12 protein-coding genes are annotated in these 14,787 nt (G+C 50.7%); 7 read left to right on the top strand and 5 right to left on the bottom strand.

What is annotated here, in order from left to right:
- Positions 1-120: 120 nt before the first annotated feature.
- The 7 genes from ABNT34_RS14430 to ABNT34_RS14400 all read left to right on the top strand — a co-directional run bounded on the left by ABNT34_RS14430 (position 121) and on the right by ABNT34_RS14400 (position 9,430).
- Entirely contained in the window at positions 121-606 is a 486-nt protein-coding gene (locus ABNT34_RS14430; protein WP_348732810.1) for an N-acetyltransferase, read from the top strand.
- 207 nt (positions 607-813) lie between these two features.
- Positions 814-2,124, top strand: a complete 1,311-nt coding sequence (gene tig, locus ABNT34_RS14425) for a trigger factor (RefSeq protein ID WP_348732808.1) — start codon at positions 814-816, stop codon at positions 2,122-2,124.
- A gap of 110 nt (positions 2,125-2,234) precedes the next feature.
- Complete coding sequence (gene clpP / locus ABNT34_RS14420; RefSeq protein WP_037045517.1) at positions 2,235-2,840, top strand: ATP-dependent Clp endopeptidase proteolytic subunit ClpP; 606 nt, start codon at positions 2,235-2,237, stop codon at positions 2,838-2,840.
- A 70-nt stretch (positions 2,841-2,910) separates the two neighbouring features.
- Complete coding sequence (gene clpX, locus ABNT34_RS14415; protein WP_348732806.1) at positions 2,911-4,188, top strand: ATP-dependent protease ATP-binding subunit ClpX; 1,278 nt, start codon at positions 2,911-2,913, stop codon at positions 4,186-4,188.
- A gap of 250 nt (positions 4,189-4,438) precedes the next feature.
- A complete protein-coding gene (gene lon, locus ABNT34_RS14410) occupies positions 4,439-6,835 on the top strand; it encodes an endopeptidase La (protein ID WP_348732804.1) in 2,397 nt (798 codons plus the stop codon).
- Positions 6,836-7,045: 210 nt separating this feature from the next.
- Positions 7,046-7,318 carry a nucleoid-associated protein HU-beta gene (gene hupB, locus ABNT34_RS14405; RefSeq protein WP_031565609.1) on the top strand — a complete coding sequence of 91 codons (273 nt, stop codon included), beginning with the start codon at positions 7,046-7,048 and terminating at the stop codon, positions 7,316-7,318.
- Between the two features lie 189 nt (positions 7,319-7,507).
- Positions 7,508-9,430, top strand: coding sequence for a SurA N-terminal domain-containing protein (locus tag ABNT34_RS14400; RefSeq protein ID WP_348732801.1), 1,923 nt, complete (start codon positions 7,508-7,510; stop codon positions 9,428-9,430).
- 95 nt (positions 9,431-9,525) lie between these two features.
- On the opposite strand, the gene ABNT34_RS14395 is transcribed toward ABNT34_RS14400, so the two are convergent.
- From ABNT34_RS14395 to ABNT34_RS14375, 5 genes are read right to left on the bottom strand one after another with little or no spacing between them, the layout of a single operon-like run.
- The gene (locus ABNT34_RS14395) at positions 9,526-10,293 is read right to left on the bottom strand and encodes an ATP-binding cassette domain-containing protein (protein ID WP_348732799.1); all 768 of its coding nucleotides are present in this window, start codon (positions 10,291-10,293) and stop codon (positions 9,526-9,528) included.
- Positions 10,286-11,287: an oligopeptide/dipeptide ABC transporter ATP-binding protein gene (locus ABNT34_RS14390; RefSeq protein WP_348732797.1), complete on the bottom strand. Its 1,002-nt coding sequence runs from the start codon at positions 11,285-11,287 to the stop codon at positions 10,286-10,288. The genes ABNT34_RS14395 and ABNT34_RS14390 overlap by 8 nt, the downstream gene beginning before the upstream one ends.
- The gene (locus ABNT34_RS14385; RefSeq protein WP_348732795.1) at positions 11,287-12,180 is read right to left on the bottom strand and encodes an ABC transporter permease subunit; all 894 of its coding nucleotides are present in this window, start codon (positions 12,178-12,180) and stop codon (positions 11,287-11,289) included. The genes ABNT34_RS14390 and ABNT34_RS14385 overlap by 1 nt, the downstream gene beginning before the upstream one ends.
- Positions 12,180-13,199, bottom strand: coding sequence for an ABC transporter permease (locus ABNT34_RS14380; protein WP_348732793.1), 1,020 nt, complete (start codon positions 13,197-13,199; stop codon positions 12,180-12,182). The genes ABNT34_RS14385 and ABNT34_RS14380 overlap by 1 nt, the downstream gene beginning before the upstream one ends.
- Positions 13,196-14,734, bottom strand: coding sequence for an ABC transporter substrate-binding protein (locus ABNT34_RS14375; protein WP_348732791.1), 1,539 nt, complete (start codon positions 14,732-14,734; stop codon positions 13,196-13,198). Before ABNT34_RS14375 ends, ABNT34_RS14380 begins: the two co-directional genes overlap by 4 nt.
- Between the last annotated feature and the right edge of the window lie 53 nt (positions 14,735-14,787).

The following is a 14,787-nucleotide window of genomic DNA, read 5'->3' as shown; positions in this document are numbered from 1 at the left end:
AATTACAGGTTGCACCTTAACAGGCGCGGCTTTTTGCTGTAAAGCTGGCTGCCATGGCGTCATATCAGTACACTGGACCGGCACGAACAGGGTGGAACAGTTGCAAAAACAGGAGTGCAAATGGCTGAATTATCTGGGGAATTAAGCTTTGGTCCCGTATTAAAACAAGAGCTTGCGGCAGTTGCAGCGCTGGAAGCCGTGGCTTTTCCACCGCCAGTGTATCCGGTATTTTTTTTCCGGCAGGCCTTTGATTTATGGCCGCAAATGTTTTGGGTGGCCCGTCGTGATGGGCATATTCTGGCCTATCTTATTTGTGGGCCTGAGTTTTCCAACCGGCAACGGCTAAGCCTGATGTCCTTTGCGGTGGACCCGCAGACGCAAGGGCAGGGCATCGGCAAAGCTTTATTAAAAGCTTTTATGCAGCAACTCACTGAGATTGCGCCAGAAATCAGCGAGGTTTGGCTGACTGCAGATCCGGACAATGCTGCGGCGCTGCGCCTGTACCAGCAACATGGATTTGTGCAAACATCTGAAGAGCCTGATTATTACGGCAGCGATTATCGGCGGCTGGTTCTGACAGCACAAATCGGTGCAAAAAGTTGCTAAAAAGCCTGCTGCTTTTTGCTGGAAATTGAGCGCTAAGCCGCGTCAATACTGGGGGTTCATCAAAAGCTCGACGCCTCGGAAAACCCCCGCTATAATGCCGCGTCCTATTAAACGTTCAGTCTGGCTGCCATCGCTTTTAACGCAACAGAGCCAGGCTCAGGTAAGCCGGCGTATCGCTACGCCCGATTTTGATTTTGAGGTAACAAAATGCAAGTTTCTGTTGAAACCACTCAGGGTTTAGAGCGCCGCGTCAATATTACAGTTCCGGCTGCTGCGATCAGCACTGAAGTCGAGAAAGAATTACGCCAAATTGCTAAAAATCGTCGCGTTGACGGTTTCCGCCCAGGTAAAGCACCTGTCGCTATCATCAAAAAAATGTTCGGTCTGTCAGTGCTGCAAGATGTTGCTTCACGTCAGATGCAAAACCACTTCTACCAAGCCATCGTCAGCAACAAGCTGAATCTGGCGGGTAACCCAACATTCGCACCAGGTCAACTGGCTGAAGGTCAGGATCTGGCTTTTACTGCTACTTTCGAAGTGTATCCGGAAGTTGCCCTGACTGGTCTGGACAAAGTTGAAGTGACTAAACCAGTGGTTGAAATCGTTGCTGAAGACATGGCAAAAATGATTGAAACCCTGCGTAAACAACACGCTACCTGGGCTGCTAAAGCTGATGCTGCAGCTGCTGGCGATCGCGTCAATATGGACTTCACAGGTTCTATCGACGGCGAAGAATTTGAAGGCGGCAAAGCTGCTGGCTTCACTCTGGAATTAGGTCAGGGCCGGATGATCCCAGGCTTTGAAGACGGCATCATCGGCAAAAAAGCTGGCGAGCAGTTCACTGTTGACGTGACTTTCCCGGCCGAATACCACGCTGAGAACCTGAAAGGCAAAGCGGCTCAGTTTGCTATCACACTGAACAGCGTTGAAACACAAGTGCTGCCAGAAGTGAACGAAGAGTTCGTGAAACTGTTTGGCCTGGCAGAAAACACTGTTGAAGCGCTGCATACTGAAGTGCGCAAAAACATGGAACGCGAGCTGAACCAGGCCATCAAAGGCAAGGTGAAAGAGCAAGTGATCAAAGGCTTACTGGCCAACCATGAACTGGAAGTGCCACAAGCGCTGATCGACAGCGAAGTTGAAGTACTGCGCCGTCAGGCTCTGCAACGTTTTGGTCAGAACATGAACGCGAAGAACCTGCCGGAATTACCAGCAGCGCTGTTCACTGAACAAGCCCGTGATCGCGTTAAAGTCGGTCTGTTACTGGGTGAAGTGATCAAAACGAACAACCTGCAAGTAGACGACGCTCGTGTTCAAGCGCTGATCGAAACCGTTGCTTCTGCTTACGAAGATCCAAAAGAAGTCGTTGCTTACTACAACAGCAACAAAGAGTTGCTGCAAGGTATGCGCAACGTCGCGCTGGAAGAGCAGGCGATTGATCTGGTACTGGCGAAAGCCAAAGTCACTGATCAACCAGCCAAGTTCGACGAAATTATGAATCCGGCTGCTGCGAACTAAGATTGACTTTAGTCCGGGCGAAAGCTTTAATGGCCTGAGCAGCAGTGTTCAGGCCATTTTCATTTGTGCTGCCGCATTTCAGGGAATCAGTTATGGTGTCAACACCTCATATGAATGAATTAGTCAACGCGTTAGTCCCCATCGTCATCGAGCAAACCGCCAAAGGCGAACGTTCTTTTGATATTTACTCCCGTCTGCTCAAAGAGCGGGTTATTTTTCTGACCGGCCAGGTCGAAGACCACATGGCCAACCTGATTGTGGCGCAGCTACTGTTCCTTGAATCAGAAAACCCGGAAAAAGATATCTACATTTATATCAATTCACCAGGCGGTTCTGTGACTGCCGGCCTCGCCATTTACGACACCATGCGGTATATCAAATGTGATATCGCGACAGTGTGTGTGGGTCAGGCGGCCAGTATGGGCGCATTTCTGCTGTCTGGCGGGACTAAAGGCAAACGTTATGTACTGCCGAATGCCCGGGTGATGATCCACCAGCCATTAGGCGGTTTCCAGGGCCAGGCCACCGATTTTGAGATCCATGCCCGCGAAATTCTGACGATCAAAGAAAAACTGAATCGTCTGATGGCAGAGCACTGTGGCAAAACGCTGGAAGAAGTGGTGCGCGACACTGAGCGTGATAACTTCTTAAGTGCGCAACAAGCGGTGGATTATGGTCTGGTGGACCAAATCCTGACCAAGCGCGAAGCCAAATAAGCCTGCCTGACGGCAGTGAATTTAAAAAGTGATGGCAGCGCCGTCACTTTAGCAAGAATGAGGTAGTTCCATGTCTGATCGCACTGACGGCGAGAAGAGCAGCAAGTTGCTGTATTGCTCTTTCTGTGGCAAATCACAGCACGAAGTGCGTAAGTTGATTGCAGGCCCACAGGTCTATATCTGTGATGAATGCGTTGACCTATGCAATGACATTATCCGCGAAGAAATCAAAGACATTTCGCCTAAGCGTGATGGCAATAAACTGCCAACACCAAAAGAGATCCGCACGCACCTCGATGATTATGTCATAGGCCAGGAGCACGCGAAAAAAGTGCTGGCGGTTGCGGTCTACAATCACTACAAACGCCTGCGTACCGTTGGCCAGAAACAGGATGTTGAGCTGGGCAAGTCAAACATTCTGCTGATTGGTCCAACCGGTAGCGGTAAAACCTTGCTTGCTGAAACGCTGGCCCGGCTGCTCGATGTGCCATTCACCATGGCGGATGCCACCACCTTAACCGAAGCCGGTTATGTCGGTGAAGACGTGGAAAACATCATCCAGAAGCTGCTGCAAAAATGCGATTACGATGTCGAAAAAGCTCAGCGTGGTATTGTGTACATCGATGAAATCGACAAAATTTCGCGGAAGTCTGAAAACCCGTCAATCACCCGTGATGTTTCAGGTGAAGGTGTGCAACAGGCGCTGCTGAAGCTGATTGAAGGCACAGTGGCATCGGTACCACCACAAGGTGGCCGCAAACATCCACAGCAGGAGTTCCTGCAGGTTGATACCTCGAAAATCCTGTTTATCTGTGGTGGCGCTTTTGCCGGCCTTGATAAAATCATTGAACAGCGCAGTGCCAAAGGCTCTAGTATTGGTTTTGGCGCTCAGGTCAAAAGTAAAGAATCGAGCCGCAGCCTGACCGAAAGTTTCCGCGACGTTGAACCGGAAGATTTAGTGAAATTCGGTTTGATCCCGGAATTCATTGGTCGTTTGCCGGTGGTTGCTACCCTGACGGAACTGGATTTGGCCGCGCTGATGCAAATTCTGAGTCAGCCGAAAAACGCACTGATTAAGCAATTTGGTGCCTTGTTCCAGATGGAAGGTGTTGAACTCGAGTTCCGCGAAGATGCGCTCAAAGCCATTGCGCAAAAAGCGATGGAGCGCAAAACCGGTGCCCGTGGCTTGCGTTCAATTGTCGAAGGTGTCTTGCTCGATACCATGTATGAGTTGCCATCGATGCAGGATGTCGCCAAAGTTGTGGTTGATGAAACCGTCATTCGTGGTGAGTCACAACCTATTCTGATGTATCAGAGCCCGGAAAAAGTCGCTGCTGAATCGCACTGATGCGGCGTATCGCCAGCTGCTGAGAACATCAGCAAGTGTGCATTAAAAAGGAGCTTCGGCTCCTTTTTTACTTCGTAGTGCAACTGTCCGGTACAAGGCTGGTTTAATCCACCATATTCAATACCTTGCTGCAGCTTTGACCAATGATTAGCGGCTTTTGGCATTTTTTTTATCGCAGCGTTGAACTGAAGCTTTTGAACCCCATATACTCGTTAATCACGCCTGCAGTAACTAATTCGAGAGTAATTTAATGACAGAAGCAACAGTCGAACGTTTGCATATGCCTGTGTTGGCATTACGCGACGTGGTCGTCTATCCGCACATGGTGATCCCATTATTCGTCGGGCGGGCAAAGTCCATCAAATGCCTGGATGCGGCGATGGACAAAGACAAACAAATTTTTCTGGTGGCGCAAAAAGACGCCACGCTGGACGACCCGGCTGAGTCTGATCTATATCAGGTCGGTACTGTGGCGACTATCCTGCAGCTGCTGAAATTACCGGATGGCACCGTCAAGGTACTGGTGGAGGGCGGCCGTCGCGCCAGACTGGCCGGCTTTACTGAAACTGATAAAACCTTCATGGCTTATGTTGATGTCATCGCCTCGCCAGAGCTGGATAGTCGTGAACAGGAAGTGTTCCTGCGCTCTGCTGTGAATCAGTTCGAAGGTTATATCAAACTCAACAAAAAAATCCCGCCGGAAGTGTTAACCGCACTGTCAGGTATCGACGACGCCGCGCGCCTTGCCGACACCATGGCCGCGCACATGCCACTCAAAGTCGAAGACAAGCAAAAAGTGCTGGAAATCATCGACGTCACCGAACGGCTTGAATACCTGATGGCGATGATGGAATCAGAAATCGACATTCTGCAGGTAGAGCGGCGCATTCGTAGTCGTGTCAAAAAGCAGATGGAAAAAAGCCAGCGCGAGTATTATCTGAATGAACAGATGAAAGCCATCCAGCGTGAGCTGGGTGAACTCGACGACGCGCCGGACGAATTTGAAGCCATCAACCGCAAAATTGAAGCGGCGCAAATGCCTACGGAAGCCAAAGACAAAGCCAGTGCAGAGCTGTCCAAACTGAAGATGATGTCGCCGATGTCAGCAGAAGCCACAGTGGTGCGTTCTTACATCGACTGGCTGACACAGGTGCCGTGGAAAGCCCGCTCGAAAGTGAAAAAGAATCTGGCGCTGGCGGAAGAAATTCTCAATGCTGACCATTATGGCCTCGATAAGGTCAAAGAACGCATTCTGGAATATCTGGCAGTGCAGCAGCGCGTCAACAAATTAAAAGGCCCGATTTTGTGTCTGGTCGGCCCACCGGGTGTGGGGAAAACCTCGCTTGGTCAATCTGTTGCCAAAGCGACGGGTCGCAAGTATGTGCGGATGGCGCTCGGTGGGGTACGTGACGAAGCCGAAATTCGTGGTCACCGCCGCACCTACATCGGTTCTATGCCGGGTAAAATCATCCAGAAAATGGCCAAGGTTGGCGTGCGTAACCCGCTGTTTTTACTCGATGAAATCGACAAAATGGCATCGGATTTCCGTGGTGACCCGGCAGCCGCATTATTAGAAGTGCTGGACCCGGAACAGAACTCGGCATTCAGCGACCATTATCTGGAAGTTGATTACGACCTGTCGGACGTGATGTTTTTCGCCACCAGTAACAGCCTGAATATTCCGGAAGCTTTACTCGACCGGATGGAAGTGATTCGCTTGTCTGGTTACACCGAAGATGAAAAACTCAATATTGCCAAGCAACATCTGCTCAGCAAACAGATTGAGCGCAATGGTCTGAAAAAAGGTGAGCTGGAAGTCGAAGACAGCGCCATCATTGGCATTATCCGTTATTACACCCGCGAAGCGGGCGTGCGTAGCCTGGAGCGGGAAATCTCTAAACTGTGCCGTAAAGCGGTGAAGCAGATTTTGTTAAGTAAGACCCTAAAAACGGTGCGGATCAATCAGGAAAACCTCGAGGAATTCCTCGGCGTGCAGCGCTTTGACTACGGCAAGGCCGAAGACAGCAACCGCATCGGCCAGGTGACAGGTTTGGCCTGGACTTCGGTCGGCGGCGACCTGCTGACGATTGAAGCAGCAGCCGTCGTTGGCAAAGGCAAGCTGACACATACCGGTTCGCTCGGTGATGTGATGAAAGAATCCATTCAGGCAGCGATGACAGTGGTACGCAGCCGGGCTGAGACTTTACGCATCAACGAAGACTTCTACGAAAAACGCGACATTCATATCCACGTGCCGGAAGGTGCTACACCAAAAGACGGCCCAAGCGCCGGTATCGCGATGGTGACGGCATTGGTGTCGAGCTTAACCGGTAACCCGGTTCGGGCTGATGTCGCCATGACCGGTGAAATCACCTTACGTGGTGAGGTGTTGCCAATTGGCGGCCTGAAAGAAAAACTGCTTGCTGCGCATCGCGGTGGTATTAAACGGGTGTTGATCCCACATGATAACGTTCGCGACTTAAAAGACATTCCGGATAACGTCAAAGGCGATATCGAAATTTGTCCGGTGAAGTGGATAGATGAGGTGCTGGAACTGGCTTTACAGGAGCCGCCAACCGGTATGTCTGTGATCACTGAAGAAAAAAAGAGCACAAGAGCCAAAAAAAGCCAAAAAAATCCGGTTTAGGGGCTTTTCAAAAGCTCAGGCTGTGCTAATTTAGGGGCAGTTTCGGTGCAGCCCTTGTCGGACAAGGGCTGGCGAGACACCAAGAATTTTTCAGGACCCTTGGATTTGTGCTTGCAAGCGGGAAACCAGCTTGATATAACAAAGGCCGAACACAAGAATGTACTTTAAATCTGGTTGTAGAAAATAATAACAATTGAAGGGGATGATATTGTGAACAAGTCTCAACTTATCGACAAAATTGCTGCTGGTGCAGACATTTCTAAAGCGGCAGCGGGTCGTTCTCTTGACGCGTTCATCGAAGCCGTTACTGAAGCTTTAAAGGAAGGTGACTCAGTTGCGCTGGTTGGTTTCGGTACTTTCGCAGTACGCGAGCGTGCAGCACGTACTGGCCGTAACCCACAAACTGGCGAAACGATCCAAATCGCTTCTGCGAAGATCCCATCTTTCAAGCCAGGCAAAGCGTTAAAAGACAGCGTGAACTAAGAAACGCTGATCCGGCGCGCCGGGTAAGTGATTCGGGCTCGAAGGAACCCGTGCCTGTAGTAAGTCTCGTAAAGTGACAATCAGCTAGGGTAGTAACAGTTCCTTCACAGCTTCAATAAAAAAGGCGCATCTGATAAGATGCGCTTTTTTTTTAAGCCAGCTATTGCAGCTAATAGAGATAAACTAAGCATGTTAGAAAAGATCAGAGAAGGTTCGCAGGGCATTATCGCTCAGGTCGTGCTGGGCCTCGTAATCCTGACGTTTGCAGTATCAGGCGTCAGCAGCTATTTCGGAAATAGCACCGACCAGCCAGTGGCCGTGGTCAATGGCGAAGAAATTACCCGCGCCAAGTTTGAACAAAGTTATCAGAGCGAACGCGCCCGGATGGAGCAGCAATTTGGCGAGATGTTTGCCAGCCTGGCCGCCGATACCAACTACATGAATAACTTCCGTAATCAGGTATTAGAACGCCTGATTGACGAAACGCTGATTAAACAACAAACGGCCAACTTTGGCATCGCGATCAGCGATCAGTTTTTACTCGACGCTATCGTCAAGATGCCAGAATTTCAGGTCGACGGCGTTTATAACAACGAGCGTTACCTGGCGGTATTGCGTCAGAGTAACCTGACTGCAAACCAGCTGCGCGATATGTTGCGTGAGCAATACAGCCGCAATCAGTTGCTGGTTGGTTTAGCCGGTTCTGATTTTGCCCTGCCGGGCGAAATGAAAAACCTGATGACGCTGCAGCAGCAGACCCGCGATATTGAATTCGCGTTAGTCAAAGCAGCAGATCAAGCGAAAAACGTCAAATTTGACGACAACCAGCTCAATACCTGGTACCAACAGAATCAGGCGCGTTATGCCACACCAGAACAGGTTGCAGTGCAATATGTTGAGCTCAAAGCTGCTGATTTAGCCAAGGATATTCAGGTCAGCGATGCGGATGTTAAAGCCTATTATGACGCCAATCAAAGCCGTTATCAGGGTGAAGAGCGCCGTCGCGTATCGCACATTCTGCTGGAGTCTGCTGAAGATAATTCAGACGTGAAAGCAAAAGCCGAAACTATCCTGAAAGAAGTGCAGGGCGGTGCTGATTTCGCGGCTTTAGCAAAACAACACTCTTCAGATACGGTCTCAGCTGAAAACGGCGGTGATTTGGATTTCATCACTAAAGGTGTGATGGAGCCAGAATTTGAAGCAGCCGCCTATGCGCTGGCAAAAGCCGGTGATGTGTCTGGCGTCGTGAAAACCTCTTTTGGTTATCACATCATTAAGCTGACCGACATCGAAGCCGCGAAAGTGAAAACGCTGAATGAAGTGAAAGACAGTATCGTAGCTGCGGTCAAAACTGAAAAATCAGCTGAGAAGTTTGCTGAGTTGCAACAAAAGCTGGCAGAAGTCAGTTTCGAAGTTGCGGATAATCTGGAAGAAGCTGCAACAGCCGTAGGCGCGAAAGTGCAGAATGCTGCGCTGTTCAGCCGTGCCACAGCACCTGAAGCTTTAAATGCGCCAAAAGTGCTGGACACTGTGTTTAATGCAGATTTCATCAGTGCCGGCACCAACAGTGAAGTGCTGGAAGTGTCTCCGCAGCACGTTGTTGTGGCTCGTCTGGTTGAACATCAGCCGGCGAAAAACAAATCTTTTGATGAAGTCAAAGCTGAAGTGCAAACTGCTTATGTCGCTGAGCAAGCTGCAATTCTGGCGGAAGAAAAAGCCAACCTGCTGCTGAGCGAGCTGCAAAGCGGTAAAGCGATTAGCGAGCTGGTGGCGGCGAATCAACTGACGCTGGAGAAGTCAGTGGCAACACCGCGTTTTGGTGGCAGTCTGGATGCACAAATCCGTACTAAAGCCTTTGAGCTGGCCAAACCAACCAAAGAGAAACCGCTGAGTTCGGGCAGCACCAAACTGCAAAGCGGTGATTCGGCTATCGTACTGGTCAGTAAGGTGACTGAAGTGCCGGCGCAAGGCGAGCCGTCGCAGGCCGAGCTGGATAACCTGGCCAATCAGTTGAGTCAGTCGCATTTTGCAATAGTGCAAAAAGCACTGCGCGACCGTGCTGAGATCAGTCGCAACCTGGCAGTGTTAACCGCGGCGACTGAACAACAGTAAGCAGCCTCAGCCGCTGCAAAACAAAAAAAGCCAGCATCAGCTGGCTTTTTTATGGCGTTTGAAGCCAAGACAGAATGGGCGTGCACGCCAGCGCGCTAATATTGTGCGCTGCCGATGAGTTTGCGACTGAAATCATGTTTAGGCTGCAGGAAGACTTCTGCGGTCGGGCCATATTCCAGCACCTGGCCCTGGTGCAGTACCATGGTCTGATCGGCAAAATGCCGCACCAGCCGCAGCTGGTTGGTGATCAGTAGATAAGCGATGCCAGTTTTTTGCTGCAGCTCCAGCAATAAATTGACGATTTGGGCACGCAGCGATGGATCCAGCGCCGTCAGTGCTTCGTCCAGAATTAACACTTTAGGGTCCAGGATTAACGCCCGGGCCAGCGCCACGCGCTGCAACTGACCACCGGAAAACATATGCGGATAATAATTGGCATGTTCATTCAGTAAGCCGAGCTGACGTAGAGTTTGACTGATTTTTTGCTCGCGCTGCTGAGCACTCAATACCGTGCTGTAGCGCAGCACCGCATGCAGGATCTCAGCAATTTTTTGATTTGGATTCAGCGACCGGGCGGCATCCTGAAAGATGTAGCGGATGAATTGATTGGTTTTGCGGTATTCACTGCAATTAATTTGATTACCGGCATACAGAATTTCGCCTTGATCCGGTTGTTCAATACCCACTAACAATTTGGCTAGTGTACTTTTGCCTGAACCGGTCTCACCGACAACTGCCAATGTCTCGCCAGCCTGTAGAGTAAAACTGACCTGCTGCAAGGCTCTGATTTCTTTGTGTTTAAACAGACCTGTCGCTTTGCGGTACGTTTTACCGAGGTTCCGGACTTCGATCAGATCACTCATCAGCTAACCCCCTGTGGATCGGAAAATGGCAGCTGTAGAAGTGGTTTTGTTGCCGTTCCAGTTGTGGTGTTTTGACACATTCTCTGCGGGCATTTGGGCAACGTGGCCCCAAGCGGCAGCCAATCGGCAGATGTTGCAGTGTTGGGATGCTGCCGTGTAAGGCATAGAGCTGTTGTTTAAAGCCCAAATCGGGCTGAAATTCCGGCACGCTGCGGATCAGCGCATCAGTATAGGGGTGGCGTGGGTTCTGTAACAATTCTGCAGTTTCGCCGGCTTCAACTAACTGGCCGCAATACAACACGCTGATGGTGTCGGTATTTTTCGCGACGGTTTCCAGTTCGTGGCTGATCAGCAAAATAGAAGTACCCTTGAGCTGATTAAAGCTCGCCAACAAGCGGAATAGCTGCGCCTGCGTGGTGCTTTCCAGCGCAGTCGTCGGTTCATCGGCGATGAGCAGCTTAGGGTCTTTCGCAATGGCCATCGCAATAGATATTTTCTGGCAGACACCTTCGGATAACTGATATGGATAACTGTGCAGCACAGCCTGATGGTCGCGGATGCCGACTTTATGCAATAAGTTGATCGCTTTTTTCCGGCGAAAAAAACCTTTTTGCCACCAGGACACCCCCTCAAGCCGGTGATCAGGAATAGATTCCGCCAATTGCTCGCCGATTGGCGCTGTCGGATCCATGCTGCGGCTTGGTTCCTGATAAATCATCGCTATATCGCGGCTGATGATTTCCCGTTGGCGCTGATAGGGTAAACGCAATAAATCTTCGCCACGCCAGCTGAAGCGGTCGGCAGAGATACGCCAGCGTTGATGTAACACGCCCATGATAGCTTTGGCGATCAAACTTTTGCCTGAGCCGGATTCGCCGACTAAGCCGCGGATCTCCCCCTCACGCAAGGATAAATTGACCCGGTCAACCGCCCGCACTATGCCATCAGGCGTTTCCAGTTCCAGCGTCAGGTTGCGGATATCTAATAACTGCATCAGTTTTCCCGCCGTTTTTTCATCGCATTGCGCAAGCCATCACCCACCAGATTTACCGACAAGACCGTGATGAAAATCAACAGACCTGGTAAAGCGACAGTCCAGGGTGCCAGATAAATGGAGTCCAGCGCATCAGCCACCATGCTACCCCATTCCGGCGTAGGCGCCTGTGCGCCAAGGCCCAAAAAGCCCAGTGCGGCAATATCCAGAATTGCGGTGGACAGCGCCATCGTAAATAACAGCGACAGCGGCTCCCATAAGTTTGGCAACACTACAGACCACAAAATTTGCCAGTTGTTGGCACCGTCCAACCGGTAAGCCACTACATAGTCCTGTTTTAACTGTTGTTGAATGGCATTGCCGACGCCGTGGATAAACTGCGGCAGCAGCGCCAGCAAAATGGCCCAAATGGTATTGAGCAAGCCTGGGCCCAGTACCGCAACAATAACAATAGCAAGCAACAGGCTTGGGATAGTTAAAGCTAAATCCAGCAAGTGGTTGAAAATACTCGACTGTACACCTCTGGTCATGCCCGCGAGGATGCCGAGCCCGAGGCCGATCAACATAGCACCGCTGACCGCCAGAATAGCCAGCCCAAAGCTGTAGCTGCTGCCCAGCATCAGCCGTGACATCAGGTCGCGGCCCAAGTCGTCAGTGCCAAAGGGATACGCCACCAGACCATTGCCTTGCCAGGATGGTGACAACAACAACAACTCAGAGTTTTGCAGGTATGGGTCGTGCGGGCTGATAAAAGGACTAAATACCGCGAGCAGCAACAGGATGGATAAAATCACCAGGCCAAACAGCGCAAAATGCTGGGTGATAAAATGCCGCCACAGCAGCTGATACGGCCTTTTATTGTATTCTTCATAGTACAAGCGCAATTTTTTCATCAGAGTTTCCGCGCCAGTGGGTTAAACAGCGTATGCAGAATTTCGGTCAGCATATTTACACAAATCACCAAACTGGAAACAACCAGCAAGCCAGCCTGGATCGCCGGATAATTGCGTTGATAAATGCTGTCAATCAGCCATTGCCCGATGCCTGGCCAGGAAAAAATCACCTCGGTTAACATCGCGAGCGTAATGAGCGTACTAAACTGCAGCCCAACCTGACGCGTGACCGGCAACAATGCATTGCGTAAACCATGCCGGTATAACACCTGGCTTCTGGACAAGCCTTTAGCCCGCGCGGTTTTGATGTAGTTTTGCTCCAGTACTTCCAACATCGAAGCCCGAATAAACCGGATCATCACGTTAGTAGGATAGGCGGCCAGGATAATAGTTGGCATCGCCAGATGCAGTAGTGCGCTATACGCAGCTGCACTGCGCGAGACATTCTCCGCCAACAGAATATCGATAAAAATAAAGCCGGTCTGGCTTGGGACTTCAAACAGCACGCCAAGCCGGCCTGAAGTGGGCAACCAGCCTAACTGCAGCGAAAACAACATGATACAGACTAACGCCAACCAGAATACCGGCATCGAGTAGCCAATCAGCGCGATGCCGGAAATGCAACGGTCGAGCAGGCTGTCTTTTTTCACTGCAGCTAATAACCCCAGCGGGATACCGGCGAATAAACTCAGGCACAGTGCATAAGCCGCCAGTTCCAGCGTCGCCGGCAATACTTGCAGGATCTCAGTTAACACCGGTTGCTGACTGGCAAAAGATAAGCCCCAGTCACCAGCCAGCAAGCGTCTGTTATAAGCGATATATTGCTGCCACAAGCTATGGTCCAGCGCCAGTATTTGCTGCAGCTGCTGATGTTTTTGTGGCGAGATGTCCCGCAGGCCTGTCAGGTTACTGACTAAATCACCGGGGAACAGGTAATTCAGGCTAAATACAAAGACCGTCAGGGCGACAAAGACGAACCCAAGCAGGAATAATCTGCGTGCCAGATAGCGTAAAATCATGGTGTTTTCCCGGCGTTGACCAAGCTAATGCCACCATAAGGGTTGATAGCCACTCCATGTACGCTGCTGTTTTTCACCAGGAAACGTTTCGAATGGGCAATCGGCATCAACGGCATTTGCTGCTGCAGATATTGTTGTGCAGCTAGGTAAAAACTGCGGCGCTGCGCGACGTCGGTGGTCTGCACGGCACCGGCAATAAACTGGTCGAAGTGTTCGTCACACCAGTTTGCTCTGTTACTGCCGGAAACGGCCGCAGCACAACTCAGTAAAGGGCGCAGGAAGTTATCCGGGTCGGCGTTATCCGCAGACCAGCCAATCAACACCGAATCATGCTCGCCCTGGCGTAATTTACGCCGGAAGGTGTTCCATTCATAAGACACAATGCGCGCTTTGACACCAATAGCCCGCAGGTCGGCCTGGATCAGTTCCGCCATTTTTTGCGCATTGGGGTTATACAGGCGTTGTACCGGCATCGCCCAGATATCGATGCTAAACCCATCCGGGTAGCCGGCCTGACGCAGCAGTTCTTTTGCTTTGGTCGGGTCAAAAAACTGACTTTGGCTTTGCTTGCGATAGGCCCATGAATTAGGCGGCAACACTGAATTGGCTTCTTCCGCCTGACCGAAATATACCGCCTGTAAAATGTTGGGTTTGTTGACCGCAAGGGCCAGAGCCTGTCGGACTTCAACACGGTCAAACGGTGGTTTCTGCGTATTAAAAGCCCAGAACGCAACGTTCATGCTGGTTTGTTGCTCGACTTTAAAGTCTGACCGGTTTGAAAACATCTGTAGTTCAGCCAAACGCGGGATGGGCGCTATATCGCATTCACGGGTTAACAGCTTGGCCAGCCGTTTAGTGTTGTCCGGTACTATGTCGATGACCAGTTGTTGCAAATTACCGTGTTGACGCCAGTAGCTGTCATGTCGGTAATAACGGATTAATACATCTTTTTGGTACTGACGAAACTTAAACGGGCCAGTTCCAACTGGCTGGGTGTCCAGTAAAGGTTTTTGCTGCTGTGCAACAAGTTGTGCGCCGTATTCTGCGGATAAAATCGCGGCAAAGTCGGTCGCCAGCACTGATAAAAACGAGCTGTCGGGCTGATTGAGTCTGAATTCAACTTCGTCAGGGCTCAGTGCTGTGACGCTTTGTACCCGTTGGCGCCATTCGATACTGTCAAAATAGGGGTATTCAGTTGCAGTCTGAAAAAACGGGTGTTCGACCAGCAATATGCGGTTAAAAGTAAATACCACATCTTCTGCATTGAAATAACGGCTTGGGGTAAAGTACGCGGTCTGATGGAAGCTGACATTCGGGCGTAACTTAAACCGGTAAGTGAGACCGTCAGGACTGACTTGCCATTGTTGCGCCAGTGCGGGCAGCAGGTCGCCGCTATTCGGGTCGATATCGAGCAGCCGGTCGTATAAATGCTGACTGATAGCATCAATGGTCGTGCCGGACGTGACCAGCTGTGGATTAAAACTCTCAGGTGAGCCTTCGGCGCAATACACCAGGCCCTGACTACTGTTTGACACCGTGACCGGTTGACACCCAGTTAACCACAGAACCAGACTCAGGCTGCCAAAAC

It is taken from the genome of Rheinheimera texasensis, assembly GCF_964031785.1.
GTDB lineage: Bacteria > Pseudomonadota > Gammaproteobacteria > Enterobacterales > Alteromonadaceae > Pararheinheimera > Pararheinheimera texasensis_A.
Note: the sequence above shows the minus strand (reverse complement) of the source record. Positions and strands in the feature narration are given on the sequence as shown.